Source organism: Mesorhizobium sp. M0217 (genome assembly GCF_040321955.1).
Lineage (GTDB): Bacteria > Pseudomonadota > Alphaproteobacteria > Rhizobiales > Rhizobiaceae > Mesorhizobium.
In genome coordinates, this window is sequence record NZ_JAMYSN010000020.1 from 23140 (window position 1) to 47262 (window position 24123).

The 24123-nt window shown below is 57.9% G+C and carries 20 protein-coding genes and 1 pseudogene; 7 read left to right on the top strand and 14 right to left on the bottom strand.

The window, feature by feature from the left end; genetic code table 11:
• Nucleotides 1–5: 5 nt before the first annotated feature.
• The 6 genes from NKJ18_RS24945 to NKJ18_RS24970 form a co-directional block, all read right to left on the bottom strand.
• Nucleotides 6–527, bottom strand: coding sequence for a ubiquitination-like system serine protease family protein (locus tag NKJ18_RS24945; RefSeq protein ID WP_156936517.1), 522 nt, complete (start codon nt 525–527; stop codon nt 6–8).
• An 18-nt stretch (nt 528–545) separates the two neighbouring features.
• Nucleotides 546–2027, bottom strand: coding sequence for a phosphotransferase (locus NKJ18_RS24950; RefSeq protein ID WP_156936516.1), 1482 nt, complete (start codon nt 2025–2027; stop codon nt 546–548).
• A gap of 10 nt (nt 2028–2037) precedes the next feature.
• Nucleotides 2038–3393, bottom strand: coding sequence for a ThiF family adenylyltransferase (locus NKJ18_RS24955; RefSeq protein WP_352760120.1), 1356 nt, complete (start codon nt 3391–3393; stop codon nt 2038–2040).
• Nucleotides 3390–3767 (bottom strand): E2/UBC family protein, encoded by a 378-nt coding sequence (locus tag NKJ18_RS24960; RefSeq protein ID WP_031245464.1) that lies wholly within the window; start codon nt 3765–3767, stop codon nt 3390–3392. The genes NKJ18_RS24955 and NKJ18_RS24960 overlap by 4 nt, the downstream gene beginning before the upstream one ends.
• Complete coding sequence (locus NKJ18_RS24965) at nt 3767–4003, bottom strand: multiubiquitin domain-containing protein (protein ID WP_023750596.1); 237 nt, start codon at nt 4001–4003, stop codon at nt 3767–3769. The genes NKJ18_RS24960 and NKJ18_RS24965 overlap by 1 nt, the downstream gene beginning before the upstream one ends.
• Nucleotides 4004–4312: 309 nt before the next feature.
• Nucleotides 4313–5170: a hypothetical protein gene (locus tag NKJ18_RS24970; protein ID WP_023750595.1), complete on the bottom strand. Its 858-nt coding sequence runs from the start codon at nt 5168–5170 to the stop codon at nt 4313–4315.
• 188 nt (nt 5171–5358) lie between these two features.
• Between NKJ18_RS24970 and NKJ18_RS24975 the strand changes: the two genes are divergently transcribed.
• Entirely contained in the window at nt 5359–5802 is a 444-nt protein-coding gene (locus NKJ18_RS24975; protein ID WP_023750594.1) for a hypothetical protein, read from the top strand.
• 290 nt (nt 5803–6092) lie between these two features.
• Here NKJ18_RS24975 and NKJ18_RS24980 read toward each other — a convergent pair whose 3' ends face one another.
• Together NKJ18_RS24980 and NKJ18_RS24985 are read right to left on the bottom strand one after the other, a co-directional pair.
• Nucleotides 6093–6338: a hypothetical protein gene (locus NKJ18_RS24980; protein ID WP_023750593.1), complete on the bottom strand. Its 246-nt coding sequence runs from the start codon at nt 6336–6338 to the stop codon at nt 6093–6095.
• Between the two features lie 84 nt (nt 6339–6422).
• On the bottom strand, nt 6423–7124 hold the full coding sequence (locus NKJ18_RS24985) for a Crp/Fnr family transcriptional regulator (protein ID WP_023750592.1): 702 nt from the start codon (nt 7122–7124) through the stop codon (nt 6423–6425).
• 401 nt (nt 7125–7525) lie between these two features.
• Here NKJ18_RS24985 and NKJ18_RS24990 point away from each other — a divergent pair, with 401 nt between their 5' ends.
• From NKJ18_RS24990 to NKJ18_RS25000, 3 genes are all read left to right on the top strand, one after another.
• Entirely contained in the window at nt 7526–8038 is a 513-nt protein-coding gene (locus NKJ18_RS24990) for a hypothetical protein (RefSeq protein ID WP_031245463.1), read from the top strand.
• A gap of 354 nt (nt 8039–8392) precedes the next feature.
• The gene (locus NKJ18_RS24995) at nt 8393–9274 is read left to right on the top strand and encodes an SMODS domain-containing nucleotidyltransferase (RefSeq protein WP_023750590.1); all 882 of its coding nucleotides are present in this window, start codon (nt 8393–8395) and stop codon (nt 9272–9274) included.
• Between the two features lie 25 nt (nt 9275–9299).
• Nucleotides 9300–9842 carry an SLATT domain-containing protein gene (locus tag NKJ18_RS25000; RefSeq protein ID WP_280940649.1) on the top strand — a complete coding sequence of 181 codons (543 nt, stop codon included), beginning with the start codon at nt 9300–9302 and terminating at the stop codon, nt 9840–9842.
• 113 nt (nt 9843–9955) lie between these two features.
• Here the strand turns inward: NKJ18_RS25000 and NKJ18_RS25005 are convergent, their stop codons facing one another.
• From NKJ18_RS25005 to NKJ18_RS25030, 6 genes and pseudogenes are all read right to left on the bottom strand, one after another.
• Nucleotides 9956–10999 (bottom strand): hypothetical protein, encoded by a 1044-nt coding sequence (locus NKJ18_RS25005; RefSeq protein ID WP_023750588.1) that lies wholly within the window; start codon nt 10997–10999, stop codon nt 9956–9958.
• Between the two features lie 388 nt (nt 11000–11387).
• A complete protein-coding gene (locus NKJ18_RS25010) occupies nt 11388–14537 on the bottom strand; it encodes a DEAD/DEAH box helicase (protein ID WP_156936515.1) in 3150 nt (1049 codons plus the stop codon).
• Nucleotides 14503–15315, bottom strand: coding sequence for a Hachiman antiphage defense system protein HamA (locus tag NKJ18_RS25015; RefSeq protein ID WP_031245459.1), 813 nt, complete (start codon nt 15313–15315; stop codon nt 14503–14505). The genes NKJ18_RS25010 and NKJ18_RS25015 overlap by 35 nt, the downstream gene beginning before the upstream one ends.
• 404 nt (nt 15316–15719) lie before the next feature.
• Nucleotides 15720–16117, bottom strand: a pseudogene (locus tag NKJ18_RS25020) (IS30 family transposase); the annotation flags it as partial.
• A gap of 565 nt (nt 16118–16682) precedes the next feature.
• Nucleotides 16683–18098 (bottom strand): mannose-1-phosphate guanylyltransferase/mannose-6-phosphate isomerase, encoded by a 1416-nt coding sequence (locus NKJ18_RS25025; RefSeq protein WP_023750584.1) that lies wholly within the window; start codon nt 18096–18098, stop codon nt 16683–16685.
• A gap of 240 nt (nt 18099–18338) precedes the next feature.
• The gene (locus NKJ18_RS25030) at nt 18339–19325 is read right to left on the bottom strand and encodes a nodulation protein NodZ (RefSeq protein WP_023711832.1); all 987 of its coding nucleotides are present in this window, start codon (nt 19323–19325) and stop codon (nt 18339–18341) included.
• Between the two features lie 996 nt (nt 19326–20321).
• On the opposite strand from NKJ18_RS25030, the gene gmd reads away from it, so the two are divergent.
• From gmd to NKJ18_RS25045, 3 genes are all read left to right on the top strand, one after another.
• Nucleotides 20322–21392 carry a GDP-mannose 4,6-dehydratase gene (gmd, locus tag NKJ18_RS25035; protein ID WP_023672397.1) on the top strand — a complete coding sequence of 357 codons (1071 nt, stop codon included), beginning with the start codon at nt 20322–20324 and terminating at the stop codon, nt 21390–21392.
• Entirely contained in the window at nt 21392–22336 is a 945-nt protein-coding gene (gene fcl, locus NKJ18_RS25040; protein ID WP_352760124.1) for a GDP-L-fucose synthase, read from the top strand. Before gmd ends, fcl begins: the two co-directional genes overlap by 1 nt.
• 338 nt (nt 22337–22674) lie before the next feature.
• A complete protein-coding gene (locus NKJ18_RS25045; protein WP_023746211.1) occupies nt 22675–24096 on the top strand; it encodes a phosphomannomutase in 1422 nt (473 codons plus the stop codon).
• The last annotated feature ends 27 nt before the right edge of the window (nt 24097–24123 follow it).

Genomic DNA, 24123 nt, shown 5'->3' on the forward strand with positions numbered 1-24123 from the left:
GTCCGTCAGCCTGCCGTCGCGGGTGCCCGCCGGAAGCTTGCCTGCCTCTGCTTGGTTTCTTCGATCGCTTTGCCAGCATCCACAAGCGACCGGCACGCATCAAGAACCGACCAAGGCACTTCGTCGAGCACTGCAGCTATGTCGACGAAGCTCACCAACTCGTTGGTCAGGACAGCTTCCACGACGGCTTCAAGGGATGGATTGCGCCGAAGAGACCATTTGTCGTTGGTCCAGTGTATAGTGTCGTCCCAGACGATGAAATGGGCGCCGCAGCCGGTGTCCCTCCAGACCGAGGGGAACAAAGTCAAGCCATCTTCGCGCCGGTAGAAACGCCAAGCAGGCCCGGCACGACGATCGAGATTGACTGTTAACACGTCTCCGCAACCATCAGGGCACTTCATTACGAAGGCACGCGGGACGCCACGTTCCACCAGCACGACGTCGCCCGGCCGTTCGACCAAGTTGATGGCCTCAGACTGGCGTTCAACCGAGCCTTTGAAATGGACCGCGTACGATTTCCTGAGCAACAATGGAACTCCAGACCCTTACCAAAGCGAGGGGTTTGTTACACGTTCGAGAAGGTTGCCGGCGCACTGGTAGGCAGTGCTGGCGTCCCCGTTCTTGGCTTTCGCATAATAAAGCAGCCCTACGCAGATCGCTATTGTATATTCCCGTCGCAGGTCGACGGAGTGGACCTGCCCCTCATCGAGGATTGTCGAGCGCAAGGCCGTGATCGCATTGAGCCGATGGGATGCGGCCTTGCCCTTGAGAAGATGTTCGAGCGAGACAGCGAACAGGTTACCGCTATAGAAATCTTCGAGCACATCGGTCGGAATCCGTTGAGTTGCCTGCAGGTCGGGATCGAAGCCAAGGCCCAACTCCAAGCGCGCAACGTCGTGCGAAAGCGGGCGCTTGGCCGCTCGTGTGAAATCGATCAGAACCGCCTCGGCGTCCTGGCCGCATACGAACACGTTGCGCAGATTGAGATCGTCATGGGCCCGGCACATCAAGTGGTCCTCTACCGGCAAGTTGGCGAGGCGGTCAAACAAATCATGCGGCGAAGGGCCTCCGTAACCGGCATGGCTGAGGTCTTTGTAGGTGCGTTCGAGCCCCTTCAGGTATTGCTCCTGCCTTATCACGGGCAGGAACTCCGGAAGCAAATCGAGCTTCTTCTTTTCGGGCCGGTCTCGCCACCGGCCCAACACTGTTTGATAGATTGCCTGGACGACGGCGTTGACGTCCCTTTCCGGCACGACATAGTCTAGGCGCACAGCGTGTTCGACGAAGCGGGACACAGCCAACTGTGAACTGGCCCCCAACACGCATCGCTCCAGGCATAAAGGGGCGCATCCTCGAAACGGAATTCGGTCGGCGACGACATCCCTGTAGGTCTTGATATGCTCCTCCATCTCCGCTGCGCCGCCCGATTTGACGATGAATGGCGTGTGCTGCTCCAGACCCTGTGTTTCGACCTTCCACACGGACGCTGAGGATTTGCCGCCATTCTCCTTAGAAATGTGTATCGCCGGGTAGTCGTGAAAAGCACGTCGGAATAGCAACTCGAGCTCGAGCGACAATGGTTCTAGTAGCGGGGCACCGTTCTTGCTGCGGATCGCAAGACTGTCATTGCTCGACGGCCCGCAACGGCAGCGAGCACAGAGTTCCGCGATCCGATCCCCATGAGAATCCGCAAGCACGACCAGTTGCTGCAACACGACTCCGGGAGGCTGGGCCCACTGCGCCAGCTGACCTGCACCTGACCTCGCGACAGCCATTGCGCTCGCCTCGTCGCCCGACTTCGCCACGACAACGATGAAAACGCCCCGCGCTGCGGCAGGAGCGGCGAGAAGACGCAAGCGCTTAACAAGATCTTGTCGATCCGTCTGCGACGATAACGCACCGGCGAGCACGATTAATGCACGGGCGCTGCCGTCGGTAAGATCCGCGGGCGATTGTAGCTTCTTGAGCGCGAGTTGTCGGCTGTCAAAGGGCCGCCTGTCGACCGTTCCGCCATCGACCAGGACCATTGTGCGCTCCTCAGCCTTCATGACGACGCCAGATCATGGGCCAACCATCTCCTTTGGCCAGCGCGTTGCCCCGGGAACAAACGATGCAGTTCGGGTCCGGTACCGAACTGACGGGCCGCACCGACCCATCGATGGGTCGTCCGACTAGGTGGCGTGCCGAGCCAGGAAAGCCGGTGACCGCCGATAGGAACATTGAGACAGCCATCGAAGACGTTGCGGCATTGAGAGAGATTACGGCCGGTTGCGGTTCAAAATGGCCGACAAAATACGGATCAGACCGAACGTCAGTCAGAAGGTCGCGGCGCACGGAAACGGGATTGAGAAGAGGATGGCAGTTGAGGCAGGCGAGCGGCTCGGCGAGCATCTGCACGCGAGTCGACATTGCCGTGACGATCTCATCGCGGGCGTCGATACGTACGCCGACATCGATCATAGGAAGGCGATACTGGTAGGCCATTTGGTTCAGGACAGCCCGGCTGCCATGGGAGTCTGTGCAGCACATCACGAAATCGCTATCGAGCAAAGCTCTTGCTACGGGTTCATCTATGACCGTATCTGCGATCGCCTCAACGGCCATCTCGCCTTGCGCACGTTGCACGGCAGCGCGCGCTATCAAGACCTTTGGCTGGCCAACATCGCCCGGCGTGGCTCCGAGCAGACGGTTGAGATTGGTCGGTTCCACCTCCTCCGGGTCTATCAGGAGGAAGCGGCCAACACCCAGCCGCGCGAGTTCTTCAACCACCACGGATCCGGTGCCGCCGACGCCGACGATGGCGACAGTAAGGCCGTTGAGTATCCGTTGACCCTCAAGGCCGAAGGCCCGAACATTGCGGTCGAACACGTCCGACAGGGGCGCCTGATTGCGAATACCGGATTCCCTTTCGTATGTGCGGACATCGCGGTCGACTTCTTGGATGCGGTCGATCGTAAATAGGGTTTCCCCCTCGGCATCAAATAATCTTCCCCGGAACCCTGTCGGCCCGGCGACGAGGAAACCATGCGGCCCGGATGGGCATCGAAAATGCTGGACGGGCGCCAAAATCTTCTGCGACGCATCGTCGACCCGCGAGAAGGCGAGTTCCTCTTGCATCGGATGCGAATGAGCCAGAATAACGCCGACACGGTCCTGGCGCCCCCGTTTGAGCACACTGGCAAGAAACGCGGGCGTCAAAGTCGCCTCGACCGAACTACGGGTGATATAGTCGTCCGGGCCGGGGAGGATGACGTCCCGGACAACCAGTCGCATGCCGCCATCGAAGCGGCCACCCGCGACGATCAGCGCAGCCGCTGTCTCAATCGGGGAATGCGCAAGAAGGTCGTCGCGAAGCGCCGACCACCCGCCTGCGGCAAAGACCAGCCGATTCATTTGGCCTCGCCGAGTCGCCGCCGGATCACGTTCAAATAGGTGTGCAGGTTATCGCTGTTGGGTTGCCACGTGGAAGGATGCCAGGAAAACCAGAGCCACTCTGACGGTATTCCTGGAGTAGCCTGCTGGCCGGTATTTTGCGGAGCTCCACCGTGAGCGAGCGCGAGAGCCGGCTCCGTCCAAAAACAGTCAGGTGCCGCCTGCGGATATCCGCCGGGAACCACGAACTTCACATCGACCGCGGCCTTGTTCCACCCCGGTGGAAGGCGCACCGCCGGCAAACTGACGACCGCCGTCCCACCCGCTTGCTCCTCAAGGGTCGCATTGGGGTATCTTTTATTGAAGTCTTCGAAATGACGGGCGAGGATGGACATCAGCCAAACGTCGCAGGCGGAACCGTATAGAAGTGCATGCCGTTCTTCAGCGCGACTCCCTCGCCGTCGCCGATCTGCCGGTCGGCGTCATGGCCGTGCCCCTCAAGGAACAACTGATATTGCTGATCTTTTCCGGCAAGCTGTTTCAGTTCAGCCCCGGTCATGCTTTCACTGGCCGCCTCAAAATGTACGCCATCGATATTGATGGAAAATTTCGGATGATCGTCTTTAGCCATCGTTTCCTCTGCAAATGTGCGTGTGATCGCGAGAACCCGCCCCCTAAGGAATTGAGGTACAAGCGTTACTTACCTTGAAACATACCGCCGCAGAAGCACGAATTGCCGCCTTCCCCTGCTCGCTGACTGCACCGCTTCGTGATCCCGATATAGGAACTACCTGAGGGTTTCTCATCCTTTGGCTTATTGCAGATACTGCGAGCCATGCGGCCCAATGTGGGACGCCGGCCCGACACCGGTCGGTGCCCAAATCGGCGGACCGGCAGCTTAGAGGGTAAATTTTGCAGTTCCTCAGCCCGAATGCCCCACCTATTGACCCAAGCTTTTCTGGAGCAGAAGCAAGTTCAGATCGTTTAGCAGTTTCTCCTTGGCAGCAGGATCGACCGGCGGCGGAGCAGGAGGATTCTTCTCGTGCTGGCCTTCAGGCAGCTTGGTCGCGCGCGCGGGCGCCGGCGCGGCTTTAGGCTTCTCTTCGGGCTTGGGAGCGAACACGATAGAGATTTTATTGACGTCCTTCCACGTAGTTTTCCAGCCGATGCCCAGGCTGGCCTGCCCTGTGTCGAATGGTATCGTGATGATCTTCACGCTCGCCGACGCGCCTTCGTCCAGCGTAAAACCCATCACGTACGAAACTGAATCTGGCGGCGTCTTTGTATCCGCGTAAGAATCCTGGACCTGTGCAAGCCAGTTCGCGATTCCCAGGTTTCCGGTAAGCCGAGAACCGTGCGCGCGCCTTTCGTTGACGGTTGGTGTGTCGCACTTGATATCGTCCTTTTGACCCAAGCCTATCGTGAACTTGTAGCCCACCATCCTGTCTGCGGTTCCGGTGGCGTTTGTCGCCAATGCAAACGTGCCTGTCTGCGGAATGTAGGGTACCTCGTTTCCGGCACTGCCGTCTCCGCCGCCCGTCGCTACGACATTCAGCGACAGTTCAACTGCCGCATTCCACTTTCCCTTGTCGGTCAGGAAGGTAGCAGGCCCGATTGGAGGCTTTGCCTTGGGCCGCCCGTCGCGTCCGTCTTTCAGGTCGCACCGGATGTTGTCGACAATGTCTGAGATGCGAAGTAGACCGACTTCGGTTGGCAACTTCGGAACGCTGGCGCAACTCGAAAGAGCAACGCAAACTCCTAGCGAGCCCCGAACGAAAACTTTCATGATTTCCCCCATCTTCCCACCTCCACAGGGATCACGCCTACTACGAAGATGAAATGGTACAACTAGACTTTCCACAGATAATATTGGTGAGACAAAATTATTCTAGCTGCTGATTGAGAACCACACCCTGCCAAGTTGAGGCCCAGGGGTCACTAGTGCCCATTCGGCGGCGACCAACACAAAGCAAAGCAAAGCAAAGAATGAGGGAACCCGCCTGCGGCGGCTTGCCGAGGAGAGACGGCCCGCGCCTCTCTTCCCAGGCCCTAATCAGCGACCTTGTCGCTCAATTCGCCGATTCTCTCGACAAGACGTTTGGTCAGCTCGACGCGCAGCAACGGAAAGCCTTTGATGATCTGCGTGTCCTAGTGAACCAGAACCAGCGATGGATTTACGGCGATGTTCAGGAAGGCCTGCAGACAGTCCAGGACCTCAACGTAGAGATCAGCAACCTAGCGATTTCCTCGTCGAAGCCGGTGGTCACAAGATTTACGCCCACTTATATCGCGCAGGCGAGTCAATCGGACGATGTGCTAATAGAGGTAGAGGGCTTTCACCTCTACGACGCGGAGAGTAGGCATAAGCCGAGTCTTCGGTTTGGCGCATTGCTGACGGGCATCATCGGACTGCAACCTGACCGTCCGTGATTGGGAGCCACATGGCTAAAGTGGCTGTTCCGCTATTGAGCCTCGACAGGCGTCCTAGGGATCCGCCGCATCGAACTCAATCGCAAATCCCGCGTCGATCGCGCTTCGCGCAATGAGATCGCCAAGTTCCCAATCCGTGAGTTCGCAAAGCGGAAATGTTCCCCTTACAGCGTGGCTAACCTCGGATATCGAAATGCACGGCCTGCCGACATTGCCGATCAAGTGCCGGACAATCGCTTTGGCGAACGTCCGACAAGGTAGGCCCCAGCGCGAGCGCGGGCATATGTGGCCTACGAATGGAGCCGTGGTTCTACGCCATCGGCTGTTTTTGCATCGAAAGCTACGGGCACACCGTGAATGATGGATGCCGCTGCCAGCAACTCCTCCAACTCGCGGTCGGTAGCCCTGCATGCTGGCATGAGTGTTCGGATGGCGCGGATTGCCTGTGCGATCGAGAGGAAGTTGGACCTGCCTCTGGACAGAACATAGGCTTCGGCGGCCCTTTCAACCGTAACGGTGTGGAAAGTGTTGGTCACCGAGAATTCCTCCCTGAAATCCTGACCAACACGATTTACAGCAGGAATTCGGTGGCCTTCAAGGGTTTGTCCGATCCCGGACAATCAGGCGGATGCCAGACCGAAATGACTTTGCTCCTCCTCGCCGTAAGCACCATGGGTGAGTTGCTTCATTCCAACGCGGTCGACAATTGTGATCTCGCCGCGCCTGGCGTGAACCAGCCCTCGATATTCAAGCATTTGCAGGGCGGTGGTGACACCGGGACGTCGGGCGCCAAGCATGGTGGCCGGGAATTCATGCGTCAGGTAAATCCTATTCCCTTCGACACGGTCTTGCACCATCAACAACCAGCGGGCCAACCGCTCCTCGATTTTCGAATGGCCGTTGACCAGTGCCGTCCGGGACGAGTGGATAAGGAACGCGTGGGCATAGCGAAGCAGTGACTCGCGAAGGGACTGGCTTGCCGCAATCGCCGAGCGAAGAGCTTCAACCGGGAGGATCCAGCCATTACCTGCAACCTGGATATAGGTTTCATTGGGAGACTTGTCCTGGCCGAGCAGGACGGCAACCCCTGTCATGCCGTCGCGGCCGACGATGCCGGCTTCGCTTTGCCGACCACCGGTCATCGTGGCGACCACCGACGCGATGCCCGTCTCTGGGAAATACACACGCTCGATCGGCTGATATGAGACCTCAAGCTGGGCTTTGATGCCCAGTTCGACGTGATGCATTGATGGCTGCAATCGCGCGAAATCCTCTGAGGAGAGGGTTTTCAATACATGGTTGCGAAGAAGGGATTTGGGCATGGCTCTCTCCCTGACGGGCAAGAGCACGTACCTCTTACTGTCGGCTGCGTCCGAAGGGGGCGGCCGATTCAGCGAGCATAGGCTTCAAGTGCGCGATTGGCAAAGAATCCGTCGGCGTATTGCGCCGGCACCCCCGCGCGGACCAATCCTATGAAGCCTGACGCGGCGGGGGCTCTCAAGGATTCGAATCCTGTGTCAACAGTCGGCTGCTGAAGAGCCTGACATTGTCCAAGCAGATGGACCTGAAGAATGCATATTGTTGACAATGACTTAGCTACATGCGCCGGCTTGACGTCGCCGTTGCGGCGCCATAGCCATAGCGCACGGCAACTAGCCGGCGGCATGAGGATTGTGGCCGCAAGCTAGCCATGAGGTGCTCGACGAAGCCTGAAGGTTCAACGATGAAGAAAGCGCCGCGAAAGAACGTACCGACATTCGACCATTCCGAACTCGGGCTGGGGTCTGCCGAGCTCAGAGCCATAAGAAAGTGTGAGGCCGAGATCATGCTGCTAGGCCGAAGAACGACGGAAGAAACCTTCGATCTCGGCGATCAACTGAACATCGCTGCAGCTCTTATCCCCGACCGAATGTTCGGAAAATGGGCCATCTCGGTGTCGCGATACAGTCGTCAGCACCTTTTCAGCCTGATGAAGATAGCGACCGTTCTCAAGGACCATAAGACGCGGCTTGTAGAAGCGCGCATGTCCGCCACCGCCATGGGCCACTTGGCTAGTTCCCCAGAGCACGTGGATGAGGTTCTCGCCGAACTCGAAGCCGGACGCTCACAACGGCAAAACAGATCCAGGCAATTGTCGGTAGCAATAATGAAAAAATTGACATCACTTACCAAACCTCGGCGGCGTCGCCGGTCTAAAAGCCAACGCACAGGCGAAGTTGAAGCTCGGTATTTCTGAGTTCACCGAAATATCTCCTCGATCATCGCGGATGTTGATGCCGCGCTCGTTCCGGCATTGGACGGCAAGCGGGTGTTGAAGGGGCAACTGGCGGACAAGATCGAGCGTCCAGCGAGGCTCGCCGGTTTTCAGCTGGAAAACATTGCCCTTTTCGTTGAACTAAACCCAAACAATTCGGCGGCGTCCCAGGTGATGGGTTTCCCAAAGGCAGCAAATGAGATCAACTCTCGCCGCAGCCCGCGAGCATAGGGTCATGTCAGCCGCTTAATATTCCCGTTGAACGCACACCGACGCTATTGCGCTGAAAGCATAAAATTGCCATCTACCGACGAAGCTACAGCTAGGTGGATGGGGATGGGCGTATCAGACGAGTTCTACAACTTCCGGAATAACTATAATATCGGCACCGACCTGATCAGCTCGATTGGACAACGGTACAGGCGTATCACCACGCGCCTTAATACAGACTTCTGGAACACCGATTCCAGCTCCGCCCACAGTCTCTATGTTGGCTCTTACGGTCGCGACACAGCCGCGCGCGGAATCAGCGACCTAGATATCGGCTTCCAGCTCCCCTATGCGGAATACGTCAAATACAGCGCGTATCACGGCAACGGTCAGTCCGCGCTTCTTCAGGCCGTGAAAAACTCCCTCCTCAAAACCTACGGCTCCAGCAAGGTCGGCAGCGACGGCCAGGTTGTCGTCATCTCCTTCACGGACGGGATCACGTTCGAAATCCTTCCCTATTTCAACAACACGGACGGTTCCTGGACTTTTGCCGATTCTAACGGGGGAGGTACCTGGCCGCGGTGCAATCCCCGGGCAGAGATGACTGCCGTCCAGACCCGCAATACGGCCGTTAATGGCAACCTCAAAGCCCTCTGCCGCATGATGAGGGTGTGGAAAGACCAAAATAGCGTTCCGATGACCGGAGCCCTCATCGACGCGCTCGCCTACCAGTTCATCGAGACGTGGGAGTATCGGGATAAATCCTACGGCTATCATGACTACATGGCGCGGGATTTCCTAAAGTATCTCTACGACCTCGACCGAGAGAAAACTTACTGGCGTATGCCGGGGAGCGGTTCCTACGTCTATAAGACGGGGGTGTTCTGGTTGAAGGCGCTCACGGATTACAATATCGCCGTCGAAGCCTGCAACATGCAGACCGACGACAAGGCCGCACAGCGCCGCGCGAAATGGAGGACCGTCTTTGGCACAACCTTCCCAATCTGACCCGCGGTACCAAATCGAGAGCCAAGTGCGCGAGTGTTACGGCCGTTGCGCCTACACCCATAAGATTCACGAGAAGATGGCGGAGCGGCTTGCCGACCATCAATGGTATGCGAAGTGGTTCAACATCATCCTGTCCGCGCTCATCGCCGGCGGCGCGGTGACGACCGTATTCAGGGCGGAGACGGGGCTTTTGCAATATGCGGAATACGCGACCGTCGTTCTTGCCATTCTCAGCCTGATCTATAACGCCTATCAGAAAGACCTAGACCCCGGTGCTCTCGCGCAGCGACACAGGGAAACTGCGTCCGACATATGGAATGTACGAGAATCTTACCTCAGCCTGATAACCGACGCGCTCAATTCGGCAGTGCCAATTGACGGCCTTCGGACGCAGCGCGACGAGCTGCAGGCCAACCTTCATGAAATCTATCGGGCGGCACCCTTCACGGACGGGAAGGCCTACAAGAAGGCACAGGATTCCTTGAAGGATAACGAGGAGCTCATGTTCTCCGACAAGGAAATCGACGACATGCTGCCCACCACGTTAAGGCGGTCGAGCAGGGCTTAGTAGACCGCGCCGGGTTTGCCGGAGGCTCCAACTTCCAAATAGGATGGAGCCATGACGAGCAAACGAGGAACAAGTTTCTCCCTCGCCGGAGGCGAGCGGAATTTCTCCGGTCGTTAGGCTGCGACGGGACCGTCGTACATCGCAGGGTCCCACACCTGAATGTTTGCCCCCTCGCCGTTCGGGGTGATCAGGAGTCCTTCCTCGTAGAATAGGCCGCGGGCGACATCGCCGAGTACGTCGAACTCGCTCGGAAACATCCATTCGCCGCGCTCATTCCAGAGTTTCCGGAGCTGAGCGACCAGTTCCTCGATTGCCTCGGTGTAGCCGGCCTCATCGATCGCCTGTCGGGTCTCCTCGCTGATCTCCGCCTCGCCATTGCTGCCGTCAATATGCCCAAACGTGTAGGCCGCCATTCGGAGAGGCTCCGAAATCGGCGCTCCAAGTTCTCCGACGATCCGGTTGAGATCACGATGTTTCCAGAAACCGTCGCGCGCGGCAGCGGCCTTCTGTCGAGCGACGCCTGCCACGCCGCGCAACCCTTCTTCGTAATAAGCCAGGTGCCCCGAGCCGAACGGCGCGCTCAAGCGGCAGGCCGCATATTCGTCCCAGCAGGCCTCGTTGATCTGGGTGAATATCTGCTCCTCGTAGGAGCTGACCTGCTTCTGGAGGATATTGCCGGGAAATGCTTTATCCTTCTCGGTCGTCACTTGCACGTGCGCGCATTCGTGGGCGATCAGATAGATGGCCTGTTGCATACCCGACTGAGCTCGCGCGTCGTCCTGTTCGGGGGTCGCACCGATACTCTCGATGTACGCGCCGCTGAAAACGAGGTGAACCTTGACCTTGCCGTCGCGCAGGACGGCCGGCGACATTGCGACGCCGACAAGCTGGTCATCGTTAGACCGGGCGAGCGTTCGTAAGCCTTCGACGCCTCGGTCGAGTTCGGCGAGCGCGGCATCGTAATCATAAGCGACAGTCACGCCGTCAAGCCGCTCTAAATTGATTACCGAGCTTATGAAGCGGATGTAGCTCGCGAGGTTGTGGGCGATGCGGTTGGCGTCCTCTATGTCAGCGAACGCCCGCATCGCGAACGAAAGGTCCGCCGGTGCGGTTTGCGGCGGCAACGTGATTTCGGCGTCTTCAGGTTTCGCGGACATGTACCGATCCTACGGGAACGCGCCGTAATGCGACACTAGCAGTGGCAAACCATCCACCGGGAAAAGACGAGGCATATTATACTGCGGCTACCACCTAGTGTCCCACTCATCGGGACACACCTCGATCGCTGGTGGCAACGGTTTGGTTTGTTCAGACGAACAGGAGCGACCGCTAGCGAAAATATCAGCTTCAACGGCGGCTTTGGGACAAACCTTAAGGCCGGCTCAACGGCCGAAGTCAGGCGCGTTCCCGCCTGGCAGCTTTGGGGCCGTGACCGGACTGTCCGGTCTTGATACGCGTCGAGCGGATAGCTGCCATTCGGCCACCGACCCCATTGCCGCTGTTCGAGGTACTTTCCTCGCAATCCCGTAGATTGGCAGGCCTGTTTCAGTCATAGCCGGACGAGAGCTCGAGCGCGACCTCCTCGAAGTATCTTGGGAACGGTTCAATAGTGGCCAGTACCAATTCTCGCTGCGTCCGACATGCTGTGACCACGTCGCGATAGCCATCGATGACCGGGAACGCGTCGCCAAGGGCCTGGGCCACCACTCTGTCGGCGAATCCAGCCTCTTGGAACGCAATAGCCGCGTCACTGGACAGACCGTACTTGATCTTTTTCTGGACGGTCACCAGCCGCGCATGCAGATCTTCGGATCGCTCCTCAACGAGATCGGCCAATGCAGCAACGACCATCGACAGGTCGTACGCGTAACCGCTTTCGCACAGGTGGACGACGTGCTCCGAAGTCGCTCTCGCGTTACCGAACTTGACATGGGCGGCTGTCAGCCGCGCTCGGATTTCGTAGTAGGTCCTGCCGGCGATCCAGTCGGCAAGGCAATCCGGCCGCATTGCCTCGGGTACCGCCGCCAAGACCGGTGCGTGGGCGTGCCGTGCCGCCTTTTCCATAATCGCGGTCAACAGCTCTTCCTCGGTTTCGATTGCCGCGAGCCGGTCCAGATGCATGTCGATCCATTGCGCCAAAGCCTTGACGTCCGCCGGCGGTAGTGGCGACTTTCGGACCAGTTTGATCAGGCTGAGGTCCGTCCCTTGTTGGACGGCTTTGGCGGCCGCCTGAAAAACGGCCAGGACCTTGACCCTCAGATCGTCGTCGGAGAGATGATATGCTAGGGTGCTCCGCGCCAGTTCCTCCACACGCTCCTCGGCAAGGTCACTCTCGAAATCAACGTAGGACAGTAGATACGATGCTATGCTTTGCACCGCGCGCGCCCGGTCGGAAAGAAACCTGCTGAAGTCCTTCCCTATTAGCCCGGGGCGCTCGCTCACCGCGGCGGCGGTATACGCCGCGATGGTCTGCTTGGTAGCGAATGTGAGATCGAGCCATTCCGTCGGCAGATCCAATGTGATGGTCGGCTTTCCTTTTACCTTCTGCTCGAAGCTGACGAAAAGCTTGAGAATGCTGCTCGCCGACGGTTCCGAATTATCCGCATCCAGCAGCCTGGTGGTCTTCGACCAACGCCATCGGCCGTCTTTCTTTTTATCGTCGTAGAGCGATGGCGCGGAAAAGATCACGTTGCCTTCGGTATACATGCCTGCCCGGCCCGCACGACCCATCAGGTTGTGGAAGTCGCGCACCGCTATCTCTTCTTTGCCCTGCTGGGTGGACGTCACCACCAAGTAGCGGATCGGGAAATTTACGCCCTGCGCTAAGGTGGAGGTGCAGACTACCATACGAGCCAGACCCGCCTTCATAGCATGTTCGATCGACAGCCGCAGGCCCGGCGGCGTGTTGGCGTGGTGCGACAGGATCCCGAGCTTCGCAGCTTTGGATACTCGACCATCTCCGAGGTGAGTTTGGCATAGATCGGCAATCTTGCGGATCTCGTTTTCGTCGGAGCAAGCCGCCGGCCAATCGAGCTCCAAGCCGCGCCCTGCAATTTCGACGGCGCGGTCGCAGACCGTGCCGACGCTCTCCTTCTTCCCGCAGAAAATGGCCACGCTGCCGTTTGCGGCGAGATGCTGACCGAGAAAGAGGCCTATGTCGGTGTTGCTTCTGGTGGTGCCGCGTTCGGGGAAACGTTTCACCTTCAGTTCGCGACCCTTTTTGGCCAGTACTTTGGACTCAACGATGCGGGGCACGAAGAATTCATCCGCGTTCGGATCGGCCGGGCTGACGTAGCGCAACCAGGCCCGCTCGAACTGCCAGCTGGCGAAGGCGATGTTCCTAGCCGTCGGCAGCAATCCCGATCCCGACACCACCGCGGTCTCGTCGCCGACGAGCCAACCGGCAATCTCGGCCGCGTTCCCGATGACGGCAGAGATCAATACGACCTGGGCGTTCGTAGGCAGCGAGATGCGCATGGACGCTAGCAGAAGTTCATATGTTGGCCCACGGGTCAGTCCGTCGAACTGATGTCCTTCATCATAAACGACCAATCCGACCTCTTCGGCGAATTCGGGCTTACGCCGAAGCATGTAAAGGAGCTTTTCGGGTGTCACCACGAACACCGAATTCTGTCTTCGCGCTCCCGCGAGATCGATGTCGAAAAGGTACGAATCCGAGATCTCGTTAATCAGGACATCTTCGCCGGCGAATGAGCGCACCAGATCCGAACGGATATCGTGGCACAGTGACCTGAATGGACCCACAATGACGACCAGGGACGATCGCTGTGCTAGGAAATGGGCGCGGATCAAGAACTCGGTGGCGCGGGTTTTGCCGGCCGACGTTGGCATCTGGATCACCGCGGAACGACCGCTCAAAATTCCCTGTTCGCAAAGCAGTCTCTGGGCTGGCCAGAGCTCCGTTGGGAACGATCCTTTCCTCAAGGCCGGTGCCCAATCGGCCAAATCAAGGCCCGAACTCGGGGGCAGAAGCGTCCTGGCCGCTCCGTCCAGTTTGCGGGAGACAAGCGCTATCACCACGTCGGCGTAGAGCAGCTCCCGGGCCGACCCGGCCAAATAAGCATGCGCCTTGAGTTCCTCGCAGAGGAGACGAATTTCCTCGGCTCCGCCCTGCAGGGCGTAAAACGCCCGGAGAGCGGCTAACATTCTATTGGCGAACAAACGGTGCGCGAACGACTCCTCGACCGGCGCGAAAAGCCCTTTCAGAATCCGATAGGCCAGAAAGGCGAGACCATGCCCCAACTCGAGGGCTGGAGATTCTGTCCTCTTCATCACGACCGCCGCACTGCCGATACTGTCGGACAGATAGTAGGAGGTGGCGCACAGCAGGGAGAACTCGTTGGTCAGATCCTCGTCCAGCCTTGATTCCAAGAAGGCGTCGAAATACCGGGCGGAGAAGTGAACCATGTCCCGGATCGATCCATCCGGTTCATCCCAGGACCTTGGCATGGCGCTCTCTGTGTCGGAAGTGATGAACCGGTCCGCAAGCGCCGCCGCGGAATCGCCCAATATTCCGATCGCTAGCACCACCAGCGAGTCCGGCGCGCGCGTGAACTCGTTGTAGTCGGCTTCCGCTGCCCTGAACTCGTGCATCTTGGCCCGGGACCTGACGGAAGCCAGCAGTTGGATCGAGTTGTTCTTAGGCCTCATTAGCGGCTCGATCGTAAAGGGCATGTACCAGGTTCATCATCGACGTGCCCCGGATGATGAGAAGCTTCAGGTTTTTGAAGTTGGGATGATGCTTGGCGAGCGTCGTCGTGAAATCGACGCTGTCGAATACGTCTTGATCGAGCACGGCTCCGGCGGCGTTCACGCGTTTGAACGGGCGATCGTTTTGGTTCTGGAAGCGCTGCACACGTTTGGCCGCCAGCCGGTCGGTGCGCAGGAGACGTTGTTTGATGGCGTTCAGGGACATCGCCTCGCGTGTGATGTCCTTGATGGAATCCTCAACCGCGTTCTGCAACCGGTTCTGTTTCTTTGCCTTTAAGCCCGCCTTCGACTCAATGAGAAGAAGCTCGTCCTTCGGGTGAACAGGATCGTCGCCATGGAACTTAAATGCGACCACGTCGCAGCCGTTCGACGGAACGTTCCGGTTGTCGCGGTTCTCGTATCTACCCTCCCGGGGGCACCAATAACCCAAGATGTACTCCGCGAAGTCGGCAAGCAGGATTTCGCCGAAGTCACCCGAGCGTGTACCCGGTCCAGGAGGATGGACTGGGTCTGGAAACTTCACTGTCGCGAGATAGGTGGCTGGCGTGTGCCCCGTGCCCTCGATAAAGTCCGGTAACTCTTCGTCCTTGCAGTAGTGCTGCCTGAAATGCTTGGCCCACGACGATAGCACTGCGTCGTCTGGCTGGTGTTCCAGATCCCAGACCTCGACCTCGACGCCTTCGGTCGTGGCAACATTGGTCGCCGTCTTCTTTAGCCAGCCGATGTGCGCAGGTGCCGCCATGATTCCCCCAAATCATCACAGCCTCTAGCATGCACGACCGAGGTCCGAAACCGCCTAAAGATGGACATGTTGTAGTCATGACATGTGGACCAAGGCGCTCGGCAAAGACCGAGTTCAGAAGGGCAGGTAGTCTTCGAACCGCGCTTGCCTCTAATCCTCTGAGATACGTTGTCGACTTCTGGCGGACACCCGCTACGTACATCGCATTCGCCATCTCCCAGAAAGCATGCGCCACCTTCGGTGCCAGGGGTCAATTTTGCTTCGCAATCAACCGAAAGTTCCGAGATGTCTCTGAGAGGAACAGTTGCGCAGATTCTGCGGGCTCCTTGCCGTTGATAGAGTCCGCTTCTGGCGCCCTGCGGCTTATGGCTGAACGACCAGAGTGGGGCGGTGGGTTCAACCGGTCATCGCAACACCTTCTGTAGCCTATAGGCCGGCGTTTCGAAGTCCAGGGTTTTCGGGGGTCGCTGATTGAGCCGCAGGGCGACGGCGTTGAGTTGGGCCTGCGAGACATGGGAGAGTTGGTGTCTCTCGGGAAGTACTGCCTGAGCAGACCGTTGGTATTTTCGTTGCTGCCGCGCTGCCAAGGACTTCGCGGATCGCAGAAGTAGACCTGTAGATCGGTTGCAACGGTGAAGCTCTTGTGCCGAGCCATCTCCTTACCCTGGTCCCACGTTAGCGAGCGCCGCAACTCTTCGGGCAATGTGCCGATCGTTTGGGCGAGGGCCGCCACGACGGTGGCCGAGTCCCTCCTCGCCACCTTTACAAGCATCGTGAATCGGCTGTGTCGCTCGACGAGGGTGAGCCGCTCGCCGCGTTTGTTGGCCAGCCCCTCCGTTCCTTTTATCAGCAGGCTATCTGCGGCGGTCTGGTGTTCCAGCTTAGCGATGGAAGTCGTCTCGTTCGAACCGTGGTTGCGATGGCCTTTCAATCAGTGCTTGCCGGGATCATGCTTGCCGCAGACCTGGTCAAGCATAGTGCGGGTTTTCCGATAGTCCGACAACCAGCACTCGCGTGTATCTACTGCGCCCCCTTGGTTCTCACCTCCATGATCCGAAAGCCAAAGATTCCAGCGGCCGCTGCATCTGCAGCGATGAGGATTTCATTTCCGCCTACAGGCTGAAATACGGCTGTGCCGTTGAACAGCTGAGCAACGGGTCCGCCCAAAAAGATCTGAAGTCTTCGTTACCGCGGACGGCGCGCTGTCAAGCGCTCACCGATGTTTTCGACCACGATCGAGTGCCTGATGAGAGTGCGGGGCGGATACTATGACACGCTCGGCCCGCTGCTTGTCAATGTCAGGCCCAGAACCCACGACAGAGATCCTTGAGCGACGGCTCGCCGTTTAACGTTTTTTGTACTGTTATCTACGTTCGACCATATTCGTCGTCGAAGCGAACGATATCATCCTCGGCGAGATAATCGCCGCTCTGCACTTCAATGATAACCAGGTCAATTCTGCCTGGGTTTTCGAGCCGATGCTTATGGCCGCAGGGGATGTAAGTAGATTCGTTTGTCCCCAGGAACAACTCCTGCTCGCCATTGACGATTTTGGCGGAGCCGCTGACCACGACCCAGTGCTCCGAACGATGATAGTGCATCTGCAGGCTCAACTGGCGACCGGGCTTCACCTCGATGCGTTTGATCTTGAAGCGCTCGCCTTCCTCCAGAACCGTATAGGTACCCCAGGGCCGGTGTACCGTGCTATGGACCAGATGAGCTTCATGTCCCGAAGCCTTGAGGCCCTCGAAGAGCTTCTTAACGTCCTGAACGCGGTCGCGGGATGTGACAAGCAAAGCGTCCGGGGAATCCACGATCACCAGATCGCTTACGCCCACCGTGCCGATGACGCGCTTGTCTGAGCTCACATAGGTGCCGGTCGTGTCGACCATGTGCACATCGCCGCGTATCCTGTTCCCGCTTTCGTCGGGGGCGATCAAATCGGCCATTGCGTTCCAAGATCCGATGTCGTTCCAATCCATGTCGCAGGGAATCACGGCAAGTCTGTTAGTCTTCTCCATGACAGCGTGGTCGAGCGAGATTCGCGGCGCGGAACCGAAATGCTCAGGCGCGAGTTCGATTTTGGCAAAGCCTTGGCATTGACTGGCGCGGCCGTTCTCATAGCTGTCGGCGACGGCCTGGAGCACCTCGGGACAATGCAAAGCCATCTCGTCGAGCATGGTTTGCGCACTGAAGCAGAAGATGCCGGCGTTCCAGAAGAAGCGTTGAGACGCGACATAGGCTTTGGCTGTCTCCAGATCCGGTTTTTCAACGAAACGGACGACGTTCTCACCATCTGCTTCGATGTAGCCGAATGCGGTGTCCGGTCTGGTTGGGGTGATGCCCAATGTGGCGATCCGCCCGAGCTTCGCATGTTCCATGGCCAGGCCCATCACGTCTAAAAACGCAGGCAGGTTGCTAATCAGGTGATCGGCCGGGAAGACGCACAGGATCGCGTCAGGGCCTTGCGTTGCCCTCGCATGGATCGCGGCTGCAGCCACGGCGGCGGCCGTATCCCGAGCTTCGGGCTCGAGCAGAAAGGTGCGTGGCAGGACCACGGAATCCAGTTCGTCAAATTCGTCCTTGGCCAGGAAGAGGTGGTCCCCGGATGTAACAGCGACGAGTTCCACGACACCTTCTATCGAAGCGGCGCGCAGCACAGTGTGCTGAATGAGAGAATATCCATCCGCCACTTTGAGGAAAGGTTTGGGGTGCGATTGCCTTGAGGCGGGCCATAGCCGCGATCCGGCTCCGCCGCTGATGATCACGGGAATGACTTTCATAACCAACCTCAATTTCGTCTCTGGAGTGATCGCCCGCGTTCTTTCGAGCGTCAGCGTCACGATCGCCGTCGCTCTGGCTTGTCTGCGGCCCCCGCGTAACAGCGAAGTTCTGGCGCGTTGCAGGCGGCGTCAGATGACGACGCTATCGGTAATGTACGACGCCTCCACTGGCGTCGGTGAGAAATGCGCATTCAACTATGCCTGTTGGTTGCGTCTGCCGAATTGCGCAGGTGGCGGGTCTTAACTGAGATCAGAGACTTGGCTGCCTTCTATCAAAGTCAAACGACTTGGCTCTTTCAGATCGAATTCAATTACCCGTGGTGCGAAAAGGCGTGCATATCGTGTAAAGGCGCTCGTCGGGGGAAACCGAATTACGGTATCGCAGCGCCCGAGAAGATACATCTCAACGAGGGCGGAAATTCCGCCGTCAATCCCGAGTGCTGCAGTGTGTAAGGGGCCACCTTGATTGGATCCGAAGTGCTTCGGGACAGTGAGCAGATCGGGAAACCTGGCCGACAGAAGATCCAGTATCCGCGCGCTGTCCGTGCATAAGAACAGCCGCACAGGCCTGGGGTGCGGTAACGCCTTAGCCTTGTCAATTGCAGCGCACACTTGCCGAACGGCGAGCTCCGGATCGGCCCAGTAGGGCGCATGCTCCATGATGTCTTCACCGTTACCGTGCCGAACATGAATCCCGATGATGCTGTGCCCCTCAAAACATTCCTGATAAATGGCATCTATGCGGGCTTGAATTTCTGGCCGAGGCTGGACACTCTGGAACACCTGCCGCTCTGCATCCTCATCGCACCGCCACATCAGACAAGCGTCACACACTACTGTGTTCGCTTCGACATCGTGTTCGGCCTGAAAGAGCTCGCCCAACTCATCGCGCTCTTGGAAAATCTGCTCATCTGGCCGGTAAAGGCACTCGATCGCCGGCCTGTTCCACCACTCCGGGAAGAATGGACCAGGGAAGGAAACGTCGTTGATCCGGTCGTCGGAAATAGCCGGCACGCCAGCGATGTCATTGATCGGCTGGAAGAACACCGGAAACGCATTTGTGAAGGGTTGGTCGAGGTAGCAGGCCCCCCGCCAGTCGATGACTAGAGTTCGTCCCGACCGCTGCGCGTAGCGCCAAGCGGCCGCCAATGACCACAGACAATCACCGAACCCCGTACGCCTCCGAGAGACGACGAACCGGCGCTTTTCCAATCCACTAACATGCATTTTCGGAAATCTCGTTTCGGAGAGGAGGTTGCATCCGGTTTGGAATCCTTAGTCGACATAGTAGACCCTGACGCCGGGCCCTTGGCAGAGGCCGGGCCATAGGGCAGAAGAGCTCACTCAGAGCACTGCCCACTAATCCCGTGACGCTCGCAAAGCTTGAAGCCGATGCCCTCGCTTAGGGTTGCCCTCGCTTCCGGTTCAGCCTTCTCTACTGGGCCTCCGCCGCATATGTAAAATCTATTGAGTGGATGCCGGCCATCCATGTGTTGGATGCCATGATGAAGGGGCTCGGCTGACGCGGGCCCGGTCAATAGAGCCGAAACAGCCGGAAACGCTACGACACTGCCTGCCGAAGCAAATCATTCCGTCGACGCCGTACGCCAAGGGTGCAAGGCTGCATACAGCAACCGGTACCGGGCGAGATGAGGTCGACGGCTCGACGCGCCTGGAACCAGCTGATCGACAGAATCCGCAGTCGGCTCCCAAAGTTCTGCACGACCTGTGCCGGATGCTGTGGTGACGCTCGCGGCCACGAACTTTGTCCTCGCCCCGAACGGAAGCTCGCGCTACGACTCCGGGCCGGCGATGCGCCCCCGCTGCTCGCTCAGACCATCCATTCTGTGGATGCACTTTATCCAAACAATCGATTTCACGGATCCAAACAATTCCCATTAGAAGACGCTGAAGCAAGAAAGAAAGGCGTCCTCACTCGCTGATAGAAGAGCAAATCAGCTGCAAGGTGCTGGGAGTACATGTCGCTCAGGGCGTGAGCTGAGCGGCACTCAGACCGCATGTACGAATCCGTCAGGTTAGCGGCGCGACTCTATTTTTGCTCGTGACTCTAAGCAGAGCAGGTGTGCTCGGCTGGCGGACAGTCAATGACGATCTTCGCGCCGCATCTGTCGAAGTGCTCCATGGGGCACGGGGCGGGCCGCACATTGTGTCGGCGTGGCGAGCCGGAGCCGAAACTTTAAACTTTAATTGAGCAGGAATAGAATGGGTGATAGCAGGAAAGTTGCTCTTATTACGGGCATAACTGGACAGGATGGTGCCTATCTTGCCCGTCTTCTTCTCAAAAAAGACTACATCGTTCATGGGATTAAGCGACGTTCCTCTTCCTTCAACACCGGTCGTATCGAAGACCTCTACCAAGACCCGCACGAATCCGATCCGCGCTTAATCTTGCATTACGGTGATCTCACTGATTCGACTAACCTCATCCGCGTGGTTCAGGAATCTCAGCCAGACGAAATTTACAACTTGGCTGCTCAGAGCCATGTCCAGGTGTCGTTCGAAACACCTGAGTACACAGCAAACGCGGACGGTATCGGTACATTGCGACTTCTTGAGGCGATTCGCCTCCTCGGTCTGACGGACAAGACCCGCTTCTATCAAGCCTCGACGTCAGAGCTATACGGCCTCGTGCAGTCCGTACCGCAGAACGAAACGACGCCCTTTTATCCGCGCAGCCCTTACGCCGCCGCCAAGCTCTACGCCTACTGGATGGTCGTCAATTATCGTGAGGGCTATGGTATGCACGCTTCCAACGGCATTCTTTTTAATCACGAAAGCCCCCTCCGTGGCGAAACTTTTGTGACGCGCAAGATCACCCGCGCTGCCGCTGCTATTTACCTGGGCAAGCAGGACAAGCTTTATCTCGGCAATCTCGATGCTCAACGCGATTGGGGCCATGCGCGTGAGTACGTGCGAGGTATGTGGATGATGATGCAGCAGGATCAACCGGATGATTACGTGCTGGCTACGGGCAAAACGACTCCTGTCCGCCAATTCGTCGAGTGGGCTTTCGAAGATGTCGGCGTCGAGATCGAATGGCGGGGCAAGGGTGTCGACGAAAAGGGCTATGATCTAGCGAGCGGCAGATGCCTAGTCCAAGTGGACCCACGCTACTTCCGCCCCACGGAAGTCGATCTTCTCCTGGGTGACGCTACCAAGGCGAAGGAGAAGCTCGGCTGGGTGCATGAGATATCCGTGCGCGACCTTGCTGCGGAAATGGTCCGCGAAGACCTGAAGGTCATGCAGACATCTGTAGTCATGAAGGAAGCGTAATGTATGATCTGAACGGAAAAACCGTGTGGGTCGCTGGCCACAAAGGTATGGTGGGCAGCGCTGTTGTACGCCGACTCGCGTCTGAAGACTGCAAAGTTGTGGCCGCCCCTCGCGGAGAGCTAGATCTCAAGCGACAGACCGAGGTTGAAAACTTCGTGGCAGTGATGAAACCGGACGCTATCATTATGGCGGCGGCAAAGGTAGGTGGTATTCTCGCGAACGCCACCTATCCGGTCGACTTTCTTTACGACAATCTGATGATCGAGGCCAATATCTTCGCGGCAGCCCACGAAAACAATGTCGACCGCGTCCTCTTCCTCGGCTCGTCTTGCATCTATCCGAAGATGGCACCACAGCCCATTCCTGAAAGCGCGCTTTTGACCGGGCCACTAGAGCGCACCAACGAATGCTACGCCGTCGCCAAGATCACCGGCATCAAAATGGCTCAAGCCTATCGCCAGCAATATGGCCGCGACTACATCTCCGCTATGCCGACGAATCTCTACGGGCCAGGCGACAATTATGACTTGCAGTCAAGCCACGTCATCCCAGCGCTGATCCGGAAAGCGCATGAAGCTAAGCTCATAAGTGATAAGCGAATCACCATCTGGGGCACGGGCACACCACGTCGGGAATTCATGCACGTCGACGACTGCGCCGACGCATTAGTCTTCCTTCTGAAGAACTACTCTGACCATGATCACGTCAATCTCGGCTGCGGACAGGACATCACGATCCTAGAGCTGACCAGAATGATCTGCCGTGTAGTCGGATTTACTGGGGAGATCGCGCATGATCACTCTAGACCTGACGGTACACCGCGAAAGCTGATGAGCGTCGAGAAGCTGCGCACTTTGGGATGGGCAGCAAAGATCACTCTCATGGAAGGCATCGAGAGTGTCTATCATGCATTTCTGAACGGGAGCTACACCGAACGGCGATAGATAAGAGGATTTGCTGTACGCGCTTTCGGGACCCAGAGCTAATGTAGACTGAGACAATCACTCGATGGCGATAGCGCTCATGTGAGCCAGCCGCGAGGAGCCCTGCCGGGCCCGGACCCCATCCGCTCCAACTCGTCGCCGTGAAGGTCACGGTGCGCTGCCCACGCCGACGCCGACTGCGTCAATCCTCACAAGGGTAACCCTCGATAACCGAGCGCGTCTACGGTAACCGAATGTACTTCTTGTTCTCGTCCGAGGGATCTGTAGATGGGCATTCCGGACGAGCCAAAGTTTGAGCATGTTACCCTCAAAACCCGGTTAGCAACGTCGGATTTGGTATGAAATTCGGAACAAGTGGATTACGGGGCCTGGCGACAGAATTGGCAGGAGCCGCCTCTGCCCTATATGCAACGGCATTCGCGACATTCCTGCTGGAATCCGGCCTGGCCAGAATTGGCGACGAGATACTCATAGGGCGCGACTTTCGCGCCTCGAGTCCGGCCATCGCCGCCGTCTGTGCGGCGGCACTGTCTGCGCTCGGCTTCATCGTAGTCGATTGCGGCGCCGTCCCCACCCCTGCCCTGGCACTGTATGCTCAGGCGCGTAAGAGTGGTTGTTTGATGATCACAGGCTCGCACATTCCGGCCGACCGTAATGGAATAAAATTCTATCGACCCGACGGTGAGATCGACAAGGGTGATGAGCGGGAGATAACGCGCATCGCCTTGCAGTTGGAGAAGCGCGGATACGTCCTTGAAGGTGCTGTTGCACGCCGGCAGCACCGGGAGGCCGAATGCAAGGCCTTTTTCATGGCGCGCAATCGAAAGCTTATGGAGATTAATGCTCTAAAGGGCTTAACGGTGGGCGTATATCAGCACAGCACAGTCGCGCGCGATCTCTTGGTTGACATTCTCTCATATCACTGTGCGACGGTCGTAACCCTGGGACGTTCGGAAGGTTTCATTCCTGTCGACACTGAAGCGGTCTCGGACGAGACTGCTCAACAGTTCAAGCTCTGGGCCAAAGAGCATCGGCTTGATGCGGTCGTCTCGGCAGATGGCGATGGTGACCGCCCACTGGTAGCTGACGACCACGGAGACCCCCTTCGCGGTGATTTGTTAGGCCTGATTACGGCGAACTTCCTGCAAGCGAAGGCAGTCGTCACGCCGGTCACATCAAACTCTGGTATCGAGACCGCAGGTTCTTTTAAAGTCGTGCGTACCAAGGTTGGATCGCCATTTGTTATTGCTGCCATGCTCGATTTGGTTGCGTCGGGTCACGAGCGCGTGGTTGGTTTCGAAGCAAACGGTGGTTTGTTGACCGGCACGGACTTTGACCCGAACGGAACTAAACTGCCAGCGCTACCTACACGCGACAGTTTTCTCCCCATCCTTGCGGCACTTTCCCTTGTTAATACAAGTGGGCAGCCACTGTCGGAGATTGGCAGTTCCTTTCAATTGCCAGCGGCGGTTGCGGATCGCTTGGAAAATTTTTCCGTCGAAAGCAGCACTCGCCTCATGACATACCTTCGTACAGCGGAAACTAACATCGCCGCCTTCGTCGGGTCGATTGGAGTGGTAAGCAAGGTTAGCGATGTTGACGGGCTTCGTATCACTCTCGCGGATAAGCGTGTCTTGCATTTGCGTCCATCCGGAAATGCCCCGGAAATGCGGTGCTACGTCGAAGCCGAAAATCGGGAGGACGCGGAGCTTTTGCTCCGGACTGGATTGGATCGAATTCGTAATTGGACGCAAGGCTAAATAAAAGCCGCCTCCCTGCGTATTCCA